Below are 16,085 nucleotides of genomic sequence, written 5' to 3' on the forward strand. Positions count from 1 at the left end.
CGCCGATCGGAGGGCTCCGCCATTCGGCGGGGCCCTCCGTCGCGTCCGTCGAGCGCGCGGCGCACCCGCACGGCGCGGCAGCCGCCCGGCCGCCTGGTGCTACCCGCCGGTAACGTCAGGCCGTAGGCTGAGCCGGTGAACGGGGACCCGGAGTACGCGCAGGAGTTCGTCGACGTCGACCGTGGCCGGCTGGGTGTCCAGGTCTACCCGGAGCCGGCCGGGGTGACGGGCGCGCCGGTGGTGGTGATCTGGCCCGCGATGGGGGTCCGGGCCCGGTACTACCGGCCCTTCGCCGCCGCGCTGCGCGCCGCCGGGCTGGCCGTGGTCGTGGCCGACCTGCGCGGCACCGGGGAGAGCACGCCCGCGCCGAGTCGGGCGGACCGGCACGGTTACGCCGAACTGGCCGACGACGTCGGCGCCGTCCAGGCCGCTCTCAAACCGCGACTGGACGGTCGCACCCGACTGCTTCTCGGGCACTCGCTCGGCGGGCAGGCCGCACTGCTGCACCTCGCCCTGCACGGCGGCGACGAGGTGGACGGGTTGGCGCTGATCGCGGTCGGCATCCCGTACTGGCGGACCTACCCGGGCCGGCGCGGCCTCGGCGTGCTGCCCTATACCCAGGGGATCGCCGCCACGGCGGCCCTGCTCGGGGTCTGGCCGGGCTGGGGCTTCGGCGGTCGGCAGGCACGCGGGGTGATCCGCGACTGGGCGTACACCGCGCGGACCGGCCGGTTCCCCCGGCTCGACGGTACGGACACCGAGGCGGCGGTCCACGCGGTGCGGACCCCGGTGCTGGCCGTCAGTGTGGACGACGACCAGTTCACCCCGCACGAGACCATGGACCACCTCTGCGCGAAGCTCGACAGCGCGCCGGTGACCCGGGAGCGGTACACAGTGGCGCAGGCCGGGGCGACGTTGGACCACTTCACCTGGGTCCGCACGGGTGCCCCGCTGGCGCGGCGGATCGCCGGTTTCGTCGGCGACCTGCCGCCCCGCTGAGCCGTACCGGCCGGTCGGCGGGCACCCCTCGGCTCACTCGTCCTGGTCCAGCGGCACCAGCTCACCGTCGCGCTCGACCCGGATCTCGGCGTGCTCCTTGCGGGGCGCCACCTCGGCGGTGTTCCGGTGTGGGTCGTTGTCGGGGTGCATGAGCACCGCGTCTGTTTTGGGGGTCTTCTCCCGGCTCTCGTCCGGCTGCGACATCGCGTTCCCCTCTCGTCGGCGTCGCTCGGGATCTACCCGCCACCGAGCGAACGACTCCTGCCCGGGCGACGCCGACCCGCCGACGGCACGGATGTCCCGTAGCTGCCGGCTACGGCGCGGATCGGCCCGCCCGGGGCGGGGTTAGCCACCCGACCGGCGGGTAAGCCGCACCGCCCGACACGGCGGAAGGGGATCACATGTCCGAACGGCATACCGCACTGCGCTCGATGCACGATCTGGGCCTGGCGGCCTGGTTTGGCGGCTCCCTCATGGGTGCCTTCGGCGTCAACGGCGCAGCGGCGAAAATCAGCGACTCGACCCAGCGACTTCCGGTCGCCTCGGCCGGATGGTCCAAGTGGACTCCGGTCAACGCGGCCGCGATCGGCGCTCACCTGGCCGGCGCCGTCGGCGAGCTGGTGACCGAGAGCCCACGGGTGGCGGCACAGTCCGGCGTCGGCCGGGCAAGCGCCATCAAGACCGCGTTGACCATCGGCGCGTTGGCGGTCACCGGCTACAGCCGGTTGGTCGGCATGCGGTTGGAGAAGGCCGGTGGCCCGTCGGTGAGCGGCGCCACCGAGCCGAACCACCAGACCCCGGCCAGTGTGGCCTCGTCGCAGCGGCAGATGAAGCTGCTCCAGTGGGCCATTCCGGCGCTGACCGGGACCCTGGTCGTGGTCACCGCGTACATGGGTGAGCAGCAGAAGCCCGGCCAGGTGTTCCGCGGGATGCTCGGTCGCGCCGGTGGGATGAAGGGCGCGTCGAAGGGCATGATCAAGATGGCGGGAATGAGCAACGGCAAGCGGCCGATGGCGATGGCCGGACGCTGAACGTCGGGCCGGCCGTCGTCCCGCCGCCACCTCGACGGCGGGGCGCTGGCCGGCCCTGCGCACGTACCGGAGCGATGCGACGAGGTCGGGCGGGCAGTCCCGCCCCGAGAACGGCACATCGTCCGCCGGTAGCGGCGGACCGACGAGCGGGGTGGCCATGACGGCGCACAAGGGACGCAGCGGTGACAACGACCGGCTGGAGCCGGAGGCGACCAAGCCATGGGGAACCGGCGACGGCTTCGACGCCGACGCCCCCTGGGGCGCGGACAACGACTCACCGATGGACGAGGGTAGCGAGGAGACGGCGGTGCCCGAGGGCCGGCGCGGTGAGCGGCGCGCGGGTGCCCCGGCGGGCCGGACGGACCCGGCGGGACGCCACGGCTTCGGCTCGGTCGAGCCGACCCGCACGACGATGGCCGGACCTGGCGCCCCACCCGATCCCGCCCCCAGCGGCCGCACGTTTCCCGACGACGCGGACATCGGCGAGTCGACCCAGGACGCGCTACGCAGCCGGGGACGGCGGTCCTGAGCGGACCCTCGCCAGGCCGGGCGGCCCGTGCGGCGATCAGACGGCCTGCTCGACGAGCATGGTCTCAGCGAGCAGTTGCGCCAGCCGGGTGGCGTCGCGCTGGGCCTGCCCGGCGCAGCAGTTGTTGAACAGCACGTGCAGCTCGTCGGGGAGACCGGCGAACTCGGCCAGCAGTCCGGCCCAGTGCCGAAGCTCGTCCTCGGCGTACGCGTACCGGAACTTGTCCTGCTTGTCGCCCCCCTCGCCCCAGGCGTCGCTGTGACCGTGGAACCGGACGATCGCCGGCTCCGCCGTCATGGTCAGGATCGGGGGCACCGACGACGGGTGCCCCTGTGGCATGTCGACGCAGACCACTGACAGGTCGTGGGCGCGGAACAGGTCCAGAGTGTCCGCCGCGGCGTCGTCGTCGAACCAGGAGCCGTGTCGCAACTCCACACCGACCCGCCACGGCCGGCAGCGCTGCGCCAGCTCGACGATCCGGCGTTCGGCAGCGGGGCTGCGCACCAGCCACGGGGGGAACTGCAACATCACCACACCGAGCTTGCCGGCCGCCGCGATCGGGTCGAGGGCCGCGCGGAACCGGGCCCACAGCTCGTCGTACGCCCGCTCCGGCAGGTCACGGCGGCGGATCCGGCTCGGGCCGGCGGCCGGTCGCAGGTCCCGGGGCAACACGGCGACCGGCGTCGGATGGCCGGTGAAGAGGCTGAACGCCTTGACGTCGAAGGTGAAGTCGTCAGGTGTGGCGTCCACCCAACCCTGGGTCGTCTCCGGCACCGGGATGGCGTAGTAGGACGTGTCCACCTCGACCATCGGGAACTGGCTGGCGTAGAAGCCCAGCCGACGGGCCGGCGTGCTGGCCGAGCGTGGGTACCACCCGGAGCGCAGCAGGGACTGGTCCGCCCAGGACGACGTGCCCACCTTAATCACACCCATGTCATTCAGTGGACCGCCACCGGCGCGGATCGGCAACCGCTGGCGGGTCATCCGTCGACCTGGGTGCTGTGCCCGGAAAGTGCGGTGTCGTGCCCGGGAAGTGTCGGTGCCTCGCCCTACGGTGGCCTCGGGTGGACATCAACGAGGGGTGGCGGCATGACCAGCATCGAGCAGCTCACGGGTGAGCGCACCGATCTCCTACAGGCGCTCCGCAGGCACCGCGGTTTCCTGTTGCAGACCGTCGACGGGCTCACCGACGAGCAGGCGGCAAGCCGCCCCACCGTCAGCGGCCTCTGCCTCGGCGGCCTCATCAAGCACGTGGCCGGCGTGGAGCACCGGTGGATGCTCTTCGCCGTGGGTGGCGCGGAGGCGATGGGTCGCGAGGAGGTCGACTGGGTCGGTCAGTTCCAGATGGCGCCGGGCGAGACCCTCGCCGGGCTGGTCGAGCGCTTCCAGGCGGTGGCCGGCCAGACGGACGAGTTGATCGCCACCCTCGACCTGGACGCGGCGCATCCGCTGCCGCAGGCGCCCTGGTTCGAGCCGGGGGCGAGTTGGACGGTCCGCCGGGTGCTGCTGCACCTCATCGCCGAGACGTCCCAGCACGCCGGGCACGCCGACATCCTGCGGGAGTCGATCGACGGCGCCAGGACCATGGGCTGAGCTGGGCTCGGAGCGCCGCCGGTGGCGGGCTGAGCGCTGCTTCTCGGCCTCAGCGCAGGCGGCGCTGGCGTTCGGTGGTCCGGTCTCTCGCGTACGCGTCGGAGTGACCCCAACGGCCCGGGATGTCCAGCAGCTCCAGCCGACCGAACCCCTCCGGCACCGCCGGGTTCACCAGCAGGTTGTCGCCGGTGGGTCGCAGCCCCAGCATGGTGCCGAGCAGCATCAGCAGCGCTCCCGACGACCACGCCTGCGGGCGGCAGCTCATCGCCAGTCGGACGGGGTAGGTCGTCAGGCTGCGCTCGTAGCCGGCGATCACCTCCGGCGCCTCGCCACCGAGCGTCTGTGCCATGTCGAAGATGCCGGCCGCGATCCGGGCCGCCTGCGCGTCGAGACGATAGCGACGCAACCCGGCGGCGATCAGCGCGTTGTCCGACGGCCACACCGCGCCCAGGTGTGCGCCCACCGGGTTGTACGTGCGCTGCTCCGTGGCCAACGTGCGTACCCCCCAACCACTGAACAGTCGCGGCCCGACCAGGTGCTCGGCGACCGTTTCCGCGCGGTCGTCCGTGACGATCCCGCTCCAGAGCAGGTGCCCGATGTTGGAGGTCAACGCGTCGACCGGTTCGCCGTACGGGTCGAGCGCCAACGCGTAGTACTCCCCCTGTGGCAACCAGAAGTCCCGGTTGAAGCGCTCCTTCAGCGCTGCCGCCTCCCGTTCCAACCGGTCGGCGTACGCGGGGTCGCCCCAGAACTCCCGGGCCAGACGGGCGCCCCGCCGTTTCGCGTCGTACGCGTAGCCCTGCAACTCGCAGGTGGCGCGAGGGAAGGCGGGTTGCCGACCGTGGGCGTCGACGATGGCGTCCGGGGAATCCTTCCAGCACTGGTTGATCGTGCCGTCGCGCTCGTTGCGGCGCTGGTAGCGCACGTAGCCGTCCCCGGTCAGGTCGCCGTACTCGTCGATCCAGTCCAGCGCCATCCGGGCCGGGTGGCGCAGCTCGCGGACCAGGTCCGCGTCACCGGACCAGCGCTCGTACTCGTCAAGCAACACGACGAAGAGTGGGGTGGTGTCCGCCGCGCCGTAGTAGAGCGCGCTCGTCCGGTCGCTGAACGCCCCGGTCTCGCCGTACCGGAGTTGGGCCAGGATCTTGCCGGGCTCCTCGTCCAGCGCGTCGTCGAGCTGACCGCCCTGCATGAGCGCCAGCATCCGTAGCGTCGCCGGGGCCAGTTCGGGGGTGAACGCCATCGTCTGCAGGCAGGTGATGAGGGCGTCCCGTCCGCAGAGCCCCATCGCCCACGGCAGACCACCGATCGGCACCCGCTCGCGGTACGACAACGGCTTGTACCGCAGTGCCTCCAGGTCCGCGAGGCTGCCCTCGTAGAGCTCCTCCAGGCCATTGCGTTCGGCCACCAGCTGCGGCGCCCGGTCCAGCCACTGCGCCAGCTCCTCGCGCATCCCCGTCCGCACGGTCTGTTGGTGCGACTGCAGGTCGGCGCGGAGATCCCGGCCTTCCTCGCCGCCCATGGTCACGCTGACGTGCAGGTCGGTCTCCCATTTCCCCTCGGGTTCGATCCGGATCCGAAACGTCATTCCCCGCTCGTCCACCTCGGCGGGGACGGTGCTGCGCACTGTGGTCTCGCGGACGAACCGGTCCCGCTGGTAGCGCAGCACGAGCCGCTGGCCCGCCGTGTCGGCGGTGACCTCGACGGCCCGCTGCCGGAGCTGCCCGACCTCGACGATGTCGGTGAAGTCGCTGGCCATCTCCATCCGGACGGTGTACTCGGCGGGCTGCGACGAGTGGTTGAGCACTGTGATGTTCTCGTGGAAACAGTCGTGGATCGAGCGGTGCCTGATGATCGACATGTCGGCGTCGACGTAGTGGCTCGCCGCACCGGGGACCAGGAAGAACCGGGTCTCGAAGTACGTGAGGTCGTCGCGGGCAAGCGCATTGATCCGTTCACCGTCGATCCTGAGCACCCAGTGGGACAGGAAGCGCGTGTCGTACGCGAAGAGTCCGACCGGGATCTGCGGATCGGCCTCGATGTCGCCCTGGGCATCGCTGATGGCGAACAGGTTGCCCGCGATGACGTGCACCAGTTCCTGCTTCACGACCGCTCATCCCGAGCGGTCGACGCGGCCCGGCCAACCAACGCGGCCCGGCCCAGCTCGTGCGGATGGCGGGCGCCGTCCGGCCCGGCGAAGATCCGCCGCAGCAGCATCAGCAGTCGCATGTTGCCGTGCACGGTCAGCTCGTTGCGCAGCAGGCCCGCGCCCGGGTGCAGCTCGCCGCGGGCCATCCGGTCGAAGACCGCCCGGTCGGCCCGCACCACCAGTTCGGCGTCGTCGGCCGAGCGGGTCACCCGGACGTGTTGGTCGGCGATGGTCAGGTACCAGTGATCGGTGCTGCCGTCGTCACGGAGATCCAGCCGCAGCGTTCCCGCGGTGGTCTCCGGCAGGTCGGGCCGCCGACCGGTGTCCAGCTGTCGCAGGTACTGCTCCGCCGTCGCGCCCATCGGGTCCCCTCCCCACGGTTTCCCGCAGGATCACCCGCGCCGGGGTGAGCGCGGCTCACCCGAAACGGGTGAGGAGCGCGTCAGGTGGCCTCGATCAGGCCGCGCACGTAGGCGGCCTGGCCCACGTGTTGCAGGTCGTCGTCGACGATGCTGACCAACCGGACGCCGAGGGTGACCGGCGGGTCCCACCCCTCGTCGACCACGCGGTCCAGGTCCGCCGGGCCCAGGCCGGCCAGGAAGCTTCCGGTACGCGCCGCGACCGCCCCGTAGTAGTCGATCAGCGCCTGCCCGCTCTCCGGCCGCACCGAGGCGACCTGAGCGGGCGAGTGCCCGTAGCCGGTGTCGTCGGGGTCGGCGGCGAGCCCGAACCGACCCGCCCAGTCGCCGCTCACCCAGATCTGCTCGGCGTCGAGCAGGTCGGCGACGTGGTGGTCCTGCACCCGGGTGAGGTGCCAGACCAGCCAGCCGACAGTGTTGGCGCCCGGACCGGGCTGGTCGCGCAGTTGCTCGGGGCTGAGGCCGTCGACGGCCGCGCGAACGAGGTCGGGCAGCCGGTCGTACGCCTCGGTCAGCAGGTCACTCACATCCACTGGGTACGCCTTCCTTGTCGCTTTCCGACCAGGTACCGCTGGATCCGGGCGCGCAAACCTCGGTCGCTACGGTGATCGAATGGTCGCCGCAGTGGAGTTGTACCTGGACCCGGACGCCACCCGCCGGATCCGGGTGCTCTGGGACGCGCTGGAGGCCGAGGGCGTGCAGAGCATGCGCTCACTGCTGGAGCAGCGCCACCGTCCGCACGTCTCGCTCACGGTGGCGCCCCGTTTCGATCCGGAGCGGGTCGCCGAGGCGCTACAGGGGACGGTGGTGGCCGCCCCACTGCGGCTCGACTTCCAGCATGCCGGCCAGTTCGTCGGTCGGGTGCTCTGGCTCGGCCCGGCGCCCACCCAGGAGTTGCTGGCGCACCACCGGCTGGTGCACGACCGACTCGCCGCCGCCGGCATCCCCCTCGCTGAGCACTACCAGCCGGGGCGCTGGGTGCCGCACTGCACGCTCTCCATGCGGGTGCCGAACGCGCTGATGGCCGCCGCGGTGCGCCGCTGCCTGGAGGTGTTACCGCTGGCCGCGACAGTGGTCGGCGCGGCGCTCACCGACCACGCCCGCGGCATCGCCCACCCGCTGCCCTGACCGTCGGCCCGTAATGTCCGGTTTGGCGGGCGACAGTCGGAAACCCGAAAACAAGCGGTGCGGATGTGGCCGGACGTGGGAAGGTTCGAGTGGCTGTCGTACCGGTGGCGTGCTGCTCGCAGGCGGTTCGCCCGGCCGGTGGCGCGGGTCCGTCCCGCGCCGCCCACGGCGGCTTCGACGAGGAGAGGCAGGGCCCATGCAGGCTCAGCGCAGGCCACCGCGCACGGAGCGGAGCCAGACCCGGGACGACCGGACCGGCGGCGGGCTGACCGGGGCGGCCACGCCACTGACGATCTGGGCGGCCGCCGTGCTGCTCGGCCGCATCGGTGCCGGCGACGACGACGTCGAGGACGAACGGCACATCCTGCGCGGCATCGAGTGAATCCCGGCCGCCCGGCTCAGAGCCAGCCGCGCCGCTTGAAGATCACGTAGAGGGTGCCGCAGACCAGCAGCATCAACAGCAGCGCGAAGAGGTAGCCGAAGCGCCAGTTCAGCTCTGGCATGTGGACGAAGTTCATGCCGTACACGGTGCCGATGAGCGTGGGAGCGAAGAGGATCGCCGCCCAGGAGGAAACCTTCTTCAGCTCCTCGTTCTGGCTGTAGCTGGCCGCGGTGAGGCTGCGCATCTCCTCGTTCTGCTGCTGCGAGACGAGGGTGGCGTTGACAGTGAGGATGTTCTGCAACAGGTGCCGGAAACCGTCCACCCGCTCCACCACCTGGGTCAGGTGGTCGGTCACGTCGCGCAGGTAGCGGCGCAGCTCCTCGTCGTCGCTACCCGCGCCGACGGCCAGCGCGTCGAGCACGCTGAGCAGTGGGCGGGCGGCCCGCTGGAACTGGATGACCTCGCGGCTGAGGCCGTAGATGCGGCGACTGGCGTTCGGGTCGCCACCGAACACCTGGGTCTCGATCTCGTCGATGTCGTTCTCCAGCCCGGCCACCACCGGCGCGTACCCGTCGACGACCTGGTCGAGGATCGCGTACAGGATCGCCTCCGAGCCCCGGGCGAGCATCTGCGCCTCGGTCTCCATCCGCCGACGCACCGCGGCCAGATCGGGCGCCTCACCGTGTCGGACGGTGACCACGAAGCCCGGCCCGATGAACAGGTGCAGCTCGGAGAACTCGACCTCCTCCCGGAGGTCGTCGTAGCGGGCGGCGCGCAGCACCACGAACAGCGTGTGACCGTACCGTTCCAGCTTGGGCCGCTGGTGGGCGTTGATCGCGTCCTCGACCGCCAGGTCGTGCAGCCGGAACTCCCGGGCCAGCGAGGTGATCTGGTCGATGTCGGGTCGGTACAACCCGATCCAGGCCATCGCGCCGTCCTGCTCCTGGAGGCAGCGGTACGTCTCGGCGAGGCCGGAGGGAGAGGCGAACCGGTGCCCCCGGACGTAGACCGCGCTGTCCACCAGACCGCCGTGGGACGGGGCGGGTGGCTCCGTGGACGGCGGCACATCGACAGTCGTCTCGTACTCGTCGAGTTGGCGGCCGAAGCCACCACCCGGGCGGAAGCGACGGCCGCCGACCATGCCCTGTCCCCTCCCCCGGTGCCGTCCGGTCCAGCCCGGGGCGCTGCTTCCCCCCTGTCCTGAGCCCGAAACCCGCGGCGGCGTCGGCTGGGTTCCGCGCACCGGCGGACGGGGGCGGCCCGGCGGGCGGATACTCACGGTGACCGTGGGCGGGATGACGGGGGACGCGCCGGTGGAGGTCGACAGACGTGCCGGCCGGTTGCGGGGGTGGCTGCTCGCCGCCGGCTCGGACCAGGCCGTGCAGCACCCGGGGCCGCACGGGCGCCCGCCGGAGCACCGGCACCACCCGTGGTGGAAGGTGATGTGCCTGACCGGTGTCGACTACTTCTCCACGCTGGGTTACCAGCCGGGCATCGCGGCGCTGGCCGCCGGGGCGCTCTCGCCGGTGGCGACGCTGGTGCTGGTGCTGGTGACCCTGCTGGGGGCGCTGCCGGTCTACCGGCGGGTGGCGGTGGAGAGCCCACACGGCGAGGGCTCCATCGCGATGCTGGTACGCCTGCTGAGCTACTGGCCGGGCAAGTTGCTGGTGCTGGTGCTGCTCGGCTTCGCGGCCACCGACTTCATCATCACCATCACCCTCTCGGCCGCCGACGCGACGGCGCACATCGACGAGAACCCGTTCTGGCCGAGCGGGCTCAAGGGGCACGAGGTGCTGGTCACGCTGCTGCTCGTGTCGCTGCTGGGCGTGGTGTTCCTCAAGGGATTCACCGAGGCCATCGGGATCGCCGTCGTCCTGGTCGCGATCTACCTGACGCTGAACGCGGTGGTGGTGGCCGACGCGCTGTGGCGGGTGGTGACGCATCCGAGCGCGGTCGGCGACTGGACCACCATGCTGACCACCGGGCACGGCGATCCGTGGTTGGTGGTCGGGCTGTCGCTGCTGGTCTTCCCGAAGCTGGCGTTGGGTCTGTCCGGCTTCGAGACCGGGGTGGCGGTCATGCCGAGCGTACGGGGTGACCCGCAGGACTCGGAGGCACGACCGCTGGGCCGGATCCGTGGCGCGCGCCGGCTGCTCACCACGGCAGCGGTGATCATGAGCGTCTTTCTGATCACCAGCAGCGTGACGACCACAGTGCTCATCCCGCCGGACGCCTTCCAGCCGGGCGGGCCGGCGAACGGGCGGGCGCTGGCCTACCTGGCGCACGCCCACCTCGGCGAGGTGTTCGGCACCATCTACGACCTGTCCACCATCGGGATCCTCTGGTTCGCGGGGGCATCGGCGATGGCCGGTCTGCTCAATCTCGTGCCGCGCTACCTGCCGCGCTACGGCATGGCGCCGACCTGGGCGCGAGCCGTCCGGCCACTGGTGCTGGTCTTCACCGCCGTGGCGTTCCTGATCACCATCGTCTTCGAGGCCAGCGTGGACGCGCAGGGCGGCGCGTACGCGACAGGGGTCCTGGTGTTGATCACCTCGGCGGCGACGGCGGTGACGCTCGCGGCGCTCCGGCGGCGTCAGCGTGGCCGCACCGTCGCATTCGGAGTCATCGCGGTGATCTTCGTCTACACCACGCTGGCGAACGTGGTGGAGCGCCCGGACGGTGTCAAGATCGCTGCCTGTTTCATCGGCGGGATCATCCTGGTGTCGGTGCTGTCCCGGCTGATGCGGGCCTACGAGCTGCGCGTCGACCACGTCGAGCTGGACCCGGTCGCGGCCCGGATGATCGACGAACGGGCCGGACGGCGGATCCGTCTCATCGCCCACGAACCCGACCGGCGTGACGAGGCCGAGTACCGCGCCAAGTTGGCCCAGACCATGGCGGACAACGACTTCCCCGACGACAGCGACGTCATCTTCGTCGAGGTGACTGTCACCGACCCGTCCGACTTCGAGACCGCGCTGCTGGTCCGCGGCGGCGTGGTCGACGGCCGTTTCCCGGTGCTCAGCCTGGCCAGCTCGTCGGTGCCCACCGCGCTCGCCGCCCTGCTGCTGGAGGTCCGTGACCGCAGCCGGCGACGCCCACACATCTACTTCGAGTGGTCCGAGGGCGGCCCGACTCGCAACTTCCTGCGCTACCTGGCGTTCGGACAGGGCGCCATCGCCTCGGTGACCCGGGAGATCCTGCGCCGCCGGGAGCCCGACCCGCACCGTCGACCGCACGTGCACGCCGGCTGACCTGCGAGCGGGCAGCCCGCCGCGCACGGTGAGCGTGGTCATAACGACTGGACGACCCACCCGTTCCTGCTGCTAGCCTCTGCGCAGGTCATGAGTGCCAGCGCGAAGCCCCGGCTCGCTGGCCGGCAACCCTCCTCCGCGGTGGGGTGCCCCGGGTGAAGACCAGGCACCGGCACGACGTCGGTGCAAGCGTGGCCTGGCACCCAGGTCAGCACAGACCCGGGAGAACCATGCGCATCCTCAGCACCACCCCACCGACCGACGTCGCGGCCTCCCGCACCGGTCGACAGTCGCCCGCCCTGACCCGGCGACGGCACGTGGACATGATGCGAATGTGCAGCGCCGCCTGTCGTCGCGGCACCGCGCTCTAGCACACCCCTTCCCGAGCTCCTTCCCACCGGCACGCCCAGCGGGCGCGCCGTCGGTGGCGCACGTCCGTGCGCGCCGAGACACCACCCTTCGGAGACACCAGTGCGATTCCTTCCTGCCCTGACCCGCGCCGCCGCCCTGGGCGCGGCCACGATCCTGGCCGCCACCGCCCTCACCGCCTGCGGCGACGACAGCTCGTCCGACGCCACCGCCAACCCGTACGGCCTGGCCCAGGCGGGTGTGCTGCGCGCCGGCACGCTGACCGACGCCCCGCCGAACGTGTACCTCAAGGACGGCAAGTTCACCGGCTTCGACAACGACCTGCTGACCGCCGTGGCCGGCAAGCTCGGCCTCACTGTCGAGTTCGTCGGCACCGACTTCTCCGCACTGCTCAGCCAGGTCAACAACCGGAAGTTCGACGTCGGCAGTTCCTCGATCACCATCACCGAGGCCCGCAAGAAGACAGTCGACTTCGGCAACGGCTACGACTTCGGCTACTTCGGCCTGGACGTCCCGGCCGGCTCTCCGATCACCAGCTTCGACCAGCTCGCCGGCAAGCGGGTCGTGGTGGTGCAGGGCACCGTCCAGGACGACTACGCCACCGGCAAGCAGCTCAACCCGGTGCGAGTGCCGGACTACAACGGCGCGATCAACCAGCTCAAGGCCGGTACCGCCGACGCCTGGATCGCCCCGGCAGAGATCGGCGAGAAGTCCGCCACCGACAGCAACGGCAAGATCACCGTGGCGGCCAAGCAGCTCAGCCCGGCACCGACCGCGTACGCCGTGGCCAAGGGCGGCGACAGGCTGCGCGAGGCGCTGAACAAGGGCCTCGACGAGGTCATCGCCGATGGCACCTGGAGCCGGTTGCAGGCGCAGTACTACCCGGGCCGACCGATCCCGGCGGACTTCGCGCCGGGCAGCGGCGCGGTGAAGGTGTCGGCCGCGTCGGCCACGCCGACGGGCCCGGCTACGCCGGCCGTACCGTCGGCGTCCGCGTCGGCCGCGTCCTGAGCCGGTGACGAGCGAGCGGGGCGGCAGGAGGGGCGACCGATGGATCCGTTGAGCACCCTGTGGGAGACCTTCTTCGACTGGGACGCGATGCGCGAGGCGCTGCCCGAGATGCTGACCGTCGGGTTGCCCAACACGCTGATCCTGGCGGTCTCCGCCGCCCTGCTCGGCTCGGTGCTGGGCCTGCTGTTGGCCGTCGCCGGGATCTCCCGCAGCCGCTGGTTGCGCTGGCCGGCACGGGTCTACACCGACGTGTTCCGGGGACTGCCGGCCGCGGCGACGATCCTGCTGATCGGTGTCGGGCTGGCCCCGCTGGGCATGCAGGTCTGGGGGCCGGATCCCTACCCGTTGGGCATCCTGGCGCTGTCGCTCATCGCCGCCGCGTACATCGGGGAGATCTTCCGCTCGGGTATCCAGTCGGTGGAGGCCGCCCAGTTGGAGGGCGCGCGGGCACTCGGCTTCTCCTGGGCCGACGCGATGCGGTTGGTGATCATCCCGCAGGGCATCCGGCGGGTGCTGCCGGCCTGGGTCAACCAGCTCATCGCGCTGATCAAGGACTCCAGCCTGGTCTACTTCCTCGGCCTGGTGGCCAGCCAGCGGGAGCTGTTCCGGATCGGGCAGGACTACGCGGCCACCACCGGCAACGAATCGGCGCTGCTGCTGGCGGGGCTCTGTTACCTGGCGTTGACAGTTCCGCTGACGCACGTCGTCAACTGGATCGACAGGCGGCTGCGCAACGGTCGGCCGGCCACCGCGTCGACCGAGGAGGACGACGACGACACAGCGTCGTACGCCGCGACGGAAGGAGATCGGCGATGACCGCCGCCACGACGACCTCGGTCAGCCTCGACGTACGCGACGTGCACCTCGCCTTCGGACCGAACCGGGTGCTGCGCGGCGTCGACCTCTCGGTGCCGCGTGGTGCGACGGCCTGCGTCATCGGCCCGTCCGGGTCGGGCAAGTCCACGCTGCTGCGCACCATCAACCGGCTCATCGAACCGGACCGGGGCGACGTGCTGCTGGACGGGCGCAGCGTGCTGGGCGACGACCCGGACGCGCTGCGGCAGCGGGTGGGCATGGTGTTCCAGCAGTTCAACCTCTTCCCCCACATGAGCGTGCTGCGCAACATCACGCTGGCGCTGCGCCGGCTGCGCAAGCTCGGGTCGGACGAGGCGGAGACTGTCGCCCGCGCCCAGTTGGAGCTGGTGGGGCTGGCCGGCAAGGCGAACTCCCGGCCGGCGCAGCTCTCCGGCGGTCAGCAGCAGCGGGTGGCGATCGCCCGCGCGCTGGCGCTGCGGCCCGAGGTGATGCTCTTCGACGAGGCGACCTCGGCGCTCGACCCGGAGTTGGTCAAGGGCGTCCTCGCGGTGATGGCCGACCTGTCCGCCGCCGGGATGACCATGGTGGTGGTGACCCACGAGATGGGCTTCGCCCGGCAGGTCGCCGACACCGTGGCCTTCATGGACCGGGGTGTGGTGCTGGAGGCCGGCCCACCCGAGGCGATCTTCGAGCGGGCCGCGCATCCGCGGCTTCGCCGGTTCCTCGACCAGGTGCTCTGAGCCGGCGCGGGCCGGACGCCCGCCGATGATCACTCGTTGGGCCCGCGCCCCAGCAGCCGGATCTCCTCGTTGTCCAGCGCGGCCTGGAGTTCCTGCAGCACCAGGTCGTCGATCTCCCGGTTGTCGCGCAGCCGGGTGACCTCCCGCCTCTTGTGGGCGAGGACGCCGAGGCGCAGTCGCCGCTCCAGCCGGCGCTCCTCGGCGGTGTTGCCGCCGCTCTCGTTGAGGTCGGCCAGATGCCGCTGATACTCGGCCTGCAACCGACGTACCGAGTCGTCCTGGGCACCGACCTCGGCGGCGACCTGGGGAAGAGCGGCAAGGCCCACCTCGGTGGCCCGCCGCCGGGCGTTGCGGGCCTCGTCGACGCGTTCCGGGTCGCCGCTCAGCCCGGCCCAGCGCACCACCAGTGGCAGGGTGGTGCCCTGCAAGAGCATGATCAGCACGATCACCAGCGCGGTGACGAAGATGATCAGATCACGTTCGACCACCGGACGGCCGTCGACAGTCATCGTCGGGACAGCCAGGGCGGCGGCGAGCGAGACCGCGCCCCGGAAGCCGGACCAGCCCGCGACCGTCCCCACCCGCCAGGTGGACGGCCCCTGGCTCGGGTCCACCATCCGCCGGCGTCGCAGCCGCGCCGACTGCGCGGTGAGATAGATGAAGAGCAGTCGGGTGCCGATCACGACCACTGTGACCACCAGCACGATCACCAGAGCACGCCCGGGCGAGGTGCTGGTGATACCCCGGACCGCGCGGGGAATCTGCGTGCCGAGCAGGACGAACAACCCGCCGTTGATCAGGAACGTGGACAGGTCCCAGAACGCGTACGCCAGCACCCGGGACCGGGCGCGGATCACCCGTGGGCCGGCGTAGGCCAGCACCAGACCGGCGACCACCACCGCCAGCACACCACTGGCGTGCACCGAGTCGGCGAGCAGGAACGCGCCGAACGGTGTCAGCACGCTGAGCGCGCCCTCCCGCAGCGGATCGTCGAGCCGCTTGCGGATCAGCACCACGGCGGTGCCCACCAGCAGACCGGCGACCACGCCGCCGACGCTGGCGCCGACGAACTCCTCGCCGATACCCAGCACGCCTGGTTTGTCGCTCTGGCTGAGCAGACCCACGGCCACCGCGAAGACCACAAGCGCGGTGCCGTCGTTGATCAGGCTCTCCGCGTGCAGAGTGGTGAGCAGCTTCCGGGGCAGCCGCTTGGCCAGGCCGGTGACCGCGGCGGCGTCGGTCGGCGCGAGGACCGCGCCGAGCACCCAGGCGGCGGCGGGGTTCACCCCGAGCGCCTGCGCGGCGAGCGACACCGTGACCATGGTGAGCACCACCAGCACCACGGCCAGCAACCCGATCACCGGCAGGTTCGCCCGGATCTCGCGCAGGCTGATGGTGAGGCTCTCCCGGTACAGGATCGCCGGCAGGAAGATCAGCAGGACCAGGTCCGGTTCCAGGGTGACCTCGGACAGCGGCGGCGTGAGCCCCAGCAACACGCCCAACGCGATGAGCAGGACCGGTGGGGCGACCCGGTACCGACCGCCGAGAGTGGTGCCGACGAGGACCGTGACGCCGAGCGCCACGATCAGGATGAGCGCCTCCACGCGTACTCCCCCCTCGGACCATGGCCGACGGCGGACGCGCCGGTGGTTCCATCTGACCGCA

The 16,085-nt window shown here is 71.5% G+C and carries 18 protein-coding genes and 1 riboswitch; of the genes, 11 read left to right on the top strand and 7 right to left on the bottom strand.

What is annotated here, in order from left to right; genetic code table 11:
* Positions 1–135 precede the first annotated feature (135 nt).
* Positions 136–999: an alpha/beta hydrolase family protein gene (locus IW248_RS15165; RefSeq protein WP_196927522.1), complete on the top strand. Its 864-nt coding sequence runs from the start codon at positions 136–138 to the stop codon at positions 997–999.
* 33 nt (positions 1,000–1,032) lie between these two features.
* Here IW248_RS15165 and IW248_RS15170 read toward each other — a convergent pair whose 3' ends face one another.
* Positions 1,033–1,203: a hypothetical protein gene (locus IW248_RS15170; RefSeq protein ID WP_167493101.1), complete on the bottom strand. Its 171-nt coding sequence runs from the start codon at positions 1,201–1,203 to the stop codon at positions 1,033–1,035.
* Positions 1,204–1,400: 197 nt separating this feature from the next.
* Between IW248_RS15170 and IW248_RS15175 the strand changes: the two genes are divergently transcribed.
* Positions 1,401–2,030, top strand: a complete 630-nt coding sequence (locus tag IW248_RS15175; protein WP_124821501.1) for a hypothetical protein — start codon at positions 1,401–1,403, stop codon at positions 2,028–2,030.
* 157 nt (positions 2,031–2,187) lie between these two features.
* The gene (locus IW248_RS15180; RefSeq protein ID WP_196927523.1) at positions 2,188–2,559 is read left to right on the top strand and encodes a hypothetical protein; all 372 of its coding nucleotides are present in this window, start codon (positions 2,188–2,190) and stop codon (positions 2,557–2,559) included.
* 36 nt (positions 2,560–2,595) lie between these two features.
* Here the strand turns inward: IW248_RS15180 and IW248_RS15185 are convergent, their stop codons facing one another.
* Positions 2,596–3,492, bottom strand: a complete 897-nt coding sequence (locus IW248_RS15185) for a DUF72 domain-containing protein (RefSeq protein WP_196927524.1) — start codon at positions 3,490–3,492, stop codon at positions 2,596–2,598.
* A gap of 156 nt (positions 3,493–3,648) precedes the next feature.
* Between IW248_RS15185 and IW248_RS15190 the strand changes: the two genes are divergently transcribed.
* A complete protein-coding gene (locus IW248_RS15190) occupies positions 3,649–4,152 on the top strand; it encodes a DinB family protein (protein WP_196927525.1) in 504 nt (167 codons plus the stop codon).
* A 49-nt stretch (positions 4,153–4,201) separates the two neighbouring features.
* Here IW248_RS15190 and IW248_RS15195 read toward each other — a convergent pair whose 3' ends face one another.
* The 3 genes from IW248_RS15195 to IW248_RS15205 all read right to left on the bottom strand — a co-directional run bounded on the left by IW248_RS15195 (position 4,202) and on the right by IW248_RS15205 (position 7,253).
* Positions 4,202–6,259, bottom strand: coding sequence for an amylo-alpha-1,6-glucosidase (locus tag IW248_RS15195; RefSeq protein WP_196927526.1), 2,058 nt, complete (start codon positions 6,257–6,259; stop codon positions 4,202–4,204).
* Positions 6,256–6,663, bottom strand: coding sequence for an SCP2 sterol-binding domain-containing protein (locus tag IW248_RS15200; RefSeq protein ID WP_196927527.1), 408 nt, complete (start codon positions 6,661–6,663; stop codon positions 6,256–6,258). Before IW248_RS15200 ends, IW248_RS15195 begins: the two co-directional genes overlap by 4 nt.
* 80 nt (positions 6,664–6,743) lie before the next feature.
* Positions 6,744–7,253 carry a mycothiol transferase gene (locus IW248_RS15205; protein WP_196927528.1) on the bottom strand — a complete coding sequence of 170 codons (510 nt, stop codon included), beginning with the start codon at positions 7,251–7,253 and terminating at the stop codon, positions 6,744–6,746.
* Between the two features lie 79 nt (positions 7,254–7,332).
* Between IW248_RS15205 and IW248_RS15210 the strand changes: the two genes are divergently transcribed.
* Both IW248_RS15210 and IW248_RS15215 read left to right on the top strand, forming a co-directional pair.
* Positions 7,333–7,848 carry a 2'-5' RNA ligase family protein gene (locus tag IW248_RS15210; RefSeq protein WP_196927529.1) on the top strand — a complete coding sequence of 172 codons (516 nt, stop codon included), beginning with the start codon at positions 7,333–7,335 and terminating at the stop codon, positions 7,846–7,848.
* Between the two features lie 196 nt (positions 7,849–8,044).
* Positions 8,045–8,230 (top strand): hypothetical protein, encoded by a 186-nt coding sequence (locus IW248_RS15215; RefSeq protein ID WP_196927530.1) that lies wholly within the window; start codon positions 8,045–8,047, stop codon positions 8,228–8,230.
* 16 nt (positions 8,231–8,246) lie between these two features.
* Here IW248_RS15215 and corA read toward each other — a convergent pair whose 3' ends face one another.
* Positions 8,247–9,371, bottom strand: coding sequence for a magnesium/cobalt transporter CorA (corA, locus tag IW248_RS15220; protein ID WP_196927531.1), 1,125 nt, complete (start codon positions 9,369–9,371; stop codon positions 8,247–8,249).
* Positions 9,372–9,525: 154 nt separating this feature from the next.
* Between corA and IW248_RS15225 the strand changes: the two genes are divergently transcribed.
* The 5 genes from IW248_RS15225 to IW248_RS15245 all read left to right on the top strand — a co-directional run bounded on the left by IW248_RS15225 (position 9,526) and on the right by IW248_RS15245 (position 14,420).
* The gene (locus tag IW248_RS15225) at positions 9,526–11,484 is read left to right on the top strand and encodes an amino acid transporter (RefSeq protein WP_196927532.1); all 1,959 of its coding nucleotides are present in this window, start codon (positions 9,526–9,528) and stop codon (positions 11,482–11,484) included.
* An 86-nt stretch (positions 11,485–11,570) separates the two neighbouring features.
* Positions 11,571–11,682: riboswitch (SAM riboswitch) on the top strand.
* Between the two features lie 32 nt (positions 11,683–11,714).
* Positions 11,715–11,855, top strand: coding sequence for a hypothetical protein (locus tag IW248_RS15230; RefSeq protein WP_167493100.1), 141 nt, complete (start codon positions 11,715–11,717; stop codon positions 11,853–11,855).
* 100 nt (positions 11,856–11,955) lie between these two features.
* Complete coding sequence (locus tag IW248_RS15235; protein WP_196927533.1) at positions 11,956–12,864, top strand: ABC transporter substrate-binding protein; 909 nt, start codon at positions 11,956–11,958, stop codon at positions 12,862–12,864.
* A 39-nt stretch (positions 12,865–12,903) separates the two neighbouring features.
* A complete protein-coding gene (locus IW248_RS15240) occupies positions 12,904–13,680 on the top strand; it encodes an amino acid ABC transporter permease (protein WP_124856219.1) in 777 nt (258 codons plus the stop codon).
* Entirely contained in the window at positions 13,677–14,420 is a 744-nt protein-coding gene (locus IW248_RS15245; protein WP_196927534.1) for an amino acid ABC transporter ATP-binding protein, read from the top strand. Before IW248_RS15240 ends, IW248_RS15245 begins: the two co-directional genes overlap by 4 nt.
* Positions 14,421–14,449: 29 nt before the next feature.
* Here the strand turns inward: IW248_RS15245 and IW248_RS15250 are convergent, their stop codons facing one another.
* Complete coding sequence (locus tag IW248_RS15250; RefSeq protein ID WP_196927535.1) at positions 14,450–16,024, bottom strand: Na+/H+ antiporter; 1,575 nt, start codon at positions 16,022–16,024, stop codon at positions 14,450–14,452.
* Between the last annotated feature and the right edge of the window lie 61 nt (positions 16,025–16,085).

Source organism: Micromonospora ureilytica, from assembly GCF_015751765.1.
Classification (GTDB): Bacteria; Actinomycetota; Actinomycetes; order Mycobacteriales; family Micromonosporaceae; genus Micromonospora; species Micromonospora ureilytica.

What these genes read in the sequence shown, in the direction of transcription:
- IW248_RS15185 (WP_196927524.1), bottom strand. Translation starts at nt 3,492, where the DNA reads ATGGGTGTGATTAAGGTGGGCACGTCGTCCTGGGCGGACCAGTCCCTG.
- IW248_RS15170 (WP_167493101.1), bottom strand. Translation starts at nt 1,203, where the DNA reads ATGTCGCAGCCGGACGAGAGCCGGGAGAAGACCCCCAAAACAGACGCG.
- IW248_RS15215 (WP_196927530.1), top strand. Translation starts at nt 8,045, where the DNA reads ATGCAGGCTCAGCGCAGGCCACCGCGCACGGAGCGGAGCCAGACCCGG.
- IW248_RS15180 (WP_196927523.1), top strand. Translation starts at nt 2,188, where the DNA reads ATGACGGCGCACAAGGGACGCAGCGGTGACAACGACCGGCTGGAGCCG.
- IW248_RS15190 (WP_196927525.1), top strand. Translation starts at nt 3,649, where the DNA reads ATGACCAGCATCGAGCAGCTCACGGGTGAGCGCACCGATCTCCTACAG.
- corA (WP_196927531.1), bottom strand. Translation starts at nt 9,371, where the DNA reads ATGGTCGGCGGCCGTCGCTTCCGCCCGGGTGGTGGCTTCGGCCGCCAA.
- IW248_RS15200 (WP_196927527.1), bottom strand. Translation starts at nt 6,663, where the DNA reads ATGGGCGCGACGGCGGAGCAGTACCTGCGACAGCTGGACACCGGTCGG.
- IW248_RS15240 (WP_124856219.1), top strand. Translation starts at nt 12,904, where the DNA reads ATGGATCCGTTGAGCACCCTGTGGGAGACCTTCTTCGACTGGGACGCG.
- IW248_RS15210 (WP_196927529.1), top strand. Translation starts at nt 7,333, where the DNA reads ATGGTCGCCGCAGTGGAGTTGTACCTGGACCCGGACGCCACCCGCCGG.
- IW248_RS15245 (WP_196927534.1), top strand. Translation starts at nt 13,677, where the DNA reads ATGACCGCCGCCACGACGACCTCGGTCAGCCTCGACGTACGCGACGTG.
- IW248_RS15175 (WP_124821501.1), top strand. Translation starts at nt 1,401, where the DNA reads ATGTCCGAACGGCATACCGCACTGCGCTCGATGCACGATCTGGGCCTG.
- IW248_RS15225 (WP_196927532.1), top strand. Translation starts at nt 9,526, where the DNA reads ATGACGGGGGACGCGCCGGTGGAGGTCGACAGACGTGCCGGCCGGTTG.
- IW248_RS15230 (WP_167493100.1), top strand. Translation starts at nt 11,715, where the DNA reads ATGCGCATCCTCAGCACCACCCCACCGACCGACGTCGCGGCCTCCCGC.